The following is a 2,477-nucleotide window of genomic DNA, read 5'->3' on the forward strand; positions in this document are numbered from 1 at the left end:
TCCAGGCCGCCGCGGCGGCTCTGCCGGGCGACCCCGGGGATCGGGCCACGCTCGGCCGGCTCGGTGGGTTCGAGCGGGACGGTCGGGCGGTTCCGGGCGCTCGGCTCGGGCAGCACCATCACGTCCGGTTCGGCGTCCGGGCCGGGCAGCAGACCGAGCTCGGCCTTCATCTCGGCGACGACCTCGGGCGCGGTCTGCGGCTCGGTCTTCTCCGAGGTCTGTTCCGAGGTCTGTTCCGGGCCGTGGGCCCGAATCTCGGGGACCTCGGCGATCTCGATGGCCGCGATTCCGGTGTCGGCCACCTTGAGGTCGGCCTCCACGGTCGCGGCCGTGTGCTTGGCGGTGTGCCCGGCCGGCGGCCGGAGCGGGTCGTAGCGGTGCGGGTCGGGCTGGTCGTGGTGGCGTTCCACCACGGGCGGTTCGACGAGCTGTACGGCGGCGTCACGGGCGCCGGCGGCGTGTCCCTCGGCGGCCTCGCCGACGCGTTCGACCGGGGCCGGGGGGAGCAGCGTGCCGGTGCCACCCTGGGGCGCGCCCTCGGCGGCCGCCTGGTGCTGCGCTGCCCGTCGGCGGGGGTGGCGCTGTCCGGTGGGCGGGTCGGTGGCGGCGCGTTCGGTCGCTCCCTGCCACCACGAGGTGCCGGGGTCGGAGAACGACCACGGGTTTCCCTCGTTGGAGGGCTTTTCCCCAGGTTGCGGCGTTTCTCCAATCACCGTTCCATTGGACTACGCGGCGGACCCGCGATCCCGCATTAACAGCGCGTGTCATGATTTATACGTATATCGCTTTGGGCACAGTCGAATCCCGTCGCGGCCGTCCCGCGGCCCTCACTACTCTTGAACCATGAGTCACGTTCTCGCCGCGGTTGCCTGGCCTTACGCCAACGGCCCGCGCCACATCGGTCATGTCTCCGGCTTCGGGGTGCCCTCCGACGTTTTCAGCCGGTACATGCGGATGGCCGGTCACGACGTACTCATGGTCTCCGGCACCGACGAGCACGGCACCCCGATCCAGGTGCAGGCCGACGCCGAGGGGGTGACCGCGCGTGAGCTCGCCGACCGCTACAACCGGGTGATCGTCGAAGACCTGCACGGCCTCGGCCTGACCTACGACCTGTTCACCCGCACCACCACGCGTAACCACTACGCCGTGGTGCAGGAGCTGTTCTCGGTGCTGCACCGCAACGGTTACATCGTGGCCCGCACCACGCTCGGCGCGCGGTCGCCGTCCACCGGCCGCACCCTGCCCGACCGCTACATCGAGGGCACCTGCCCGATCTGCGGCTACGGCAGCGCCCGTGGCGACCAGTGCGACAACTGCGGTAACCAGCTCGACCCGGAGCAGCTGATCAACCCGCGCTCGAAGATCAACGGCGAGGTGCCGGAGTTCGTCGAGACCGAGCACTTCTTCCTCGACCTGCCCGCCTTCGCCGAGGCCATCGGCCGCTGGCTCGACCAGCGGGAAAATTGGCGGCCCAACGTCCTGAAGTTCTCCCGCAATCTGCTCGACGACCTCCAGCCCCGGGCGATCACCCGAGACCTGGAGTGGGGCGTGCCGATCCCCCTGGACGGCTGGCGCGATCGCGCCGACAAGCGCATCTACGTCTGGTTCGACGCGGTGATCGGCTACCTGTCCGCCTCGATCGAGTGGGCCCGCCGTTCGGGTGACCCGGAGGCGTGGCGGCAGTGGTGGTCGAGCGACGGCCTGGGCAAGGACTCGCAGGCCTACTACTTCATGGGCAAGGACAACATCGTCTTCCACTCGGTGATCTGGCCGGCGCTGCTGCTGGGTTACTCGGGCGAGGGCGACAAGGGCGGCGAGCCGGGCGACCTCGGCAAGCTCAACCTTCCCACCGAGGTGGTCTCCAGCGAATACCTGACGATGGAGGGCAAGAAGTTCTCCTCGTCCCGCAAGGTGGTCATCTTCGTGCGCGACTTCCTGGAGCGCTACGACGCCGACGCCCTGCGCTACTTCATCGCCGCGGCCGGTCCGGAGTCCACCGACACCGACTTCACCTGGGCCGAGTTCGTCCGGCGCAACAACGACGAGCTGGTCGCCGGCTGGGGCAACCTGGTCAACCGCTCGATCTCGCTGGCCGCCAAGAACTTCGGCGCGATCCCGGCGGCGGGCGAGCTGACCGCCGAAGATCAAGCCCTTTTGGCGTACGCCAAGGAGGGCTTCACCACGGTCGGCGAGTTGATCGGCAAGCACCGGCAGAAGGCGGCTATCGGCGAGGCCATGCGGGTGGTCGCCGAGGCCAACAAATACCTCTCCGACCAGGCGCCGTGGAAACTCAAGGCCGACGAGGACAAGCCGCGCCAGGCCACCGTCCTGCACGTGGCGCTGCAGGTGGTCAGCGACGCCAACACGCTGTTGACGCCGTTCCTGCCGCACTCCGCGCAGAAGGTGTTCGAGCTGCTCGGCGGCGAGGGTGTGCACGCCCCGATGCCGAACATCGTCGAGGTCGACGACCTCGA

General features: G+C 69.4%; 1 protein-coding gene and 1 pseudogene. One reads left to right on the plus strand and one right to left on the minus strand.

Annotation, left to right across the window (positions count from 1 at the left end; translation table 11 throughout):
- Positions 1–713, minus strand: a pseudogene (locus Ato02nite_RS50440) (hypothetical protein); the annotation flags it as partial.
- Positions 714–843: 130 nt separating this feature from the next.
- Between Ato02nite_RS50440 and metG the strand changes: the two are divergent.
- The coding region (gene metG, locus Ato02nite_RS50445; RefSeq protein ID WP_213013881.1) for a methionine--tRNA ligase at positions 844–2,477 on the plus strand (1,634 nt) is incomplete at its 3' end.

Origin of the sequence: Paractinoplanes toevensis (assembly GCF_018332695.1) — a bacterium.
In the GTDB taxonomy this organism is placed as follows: Bacteria; Actinomycetota; Actinomycetes; order Mycobacteriales; family Micromonosporaceae; genus Actinoplanes; species Actinoplanes toevensis.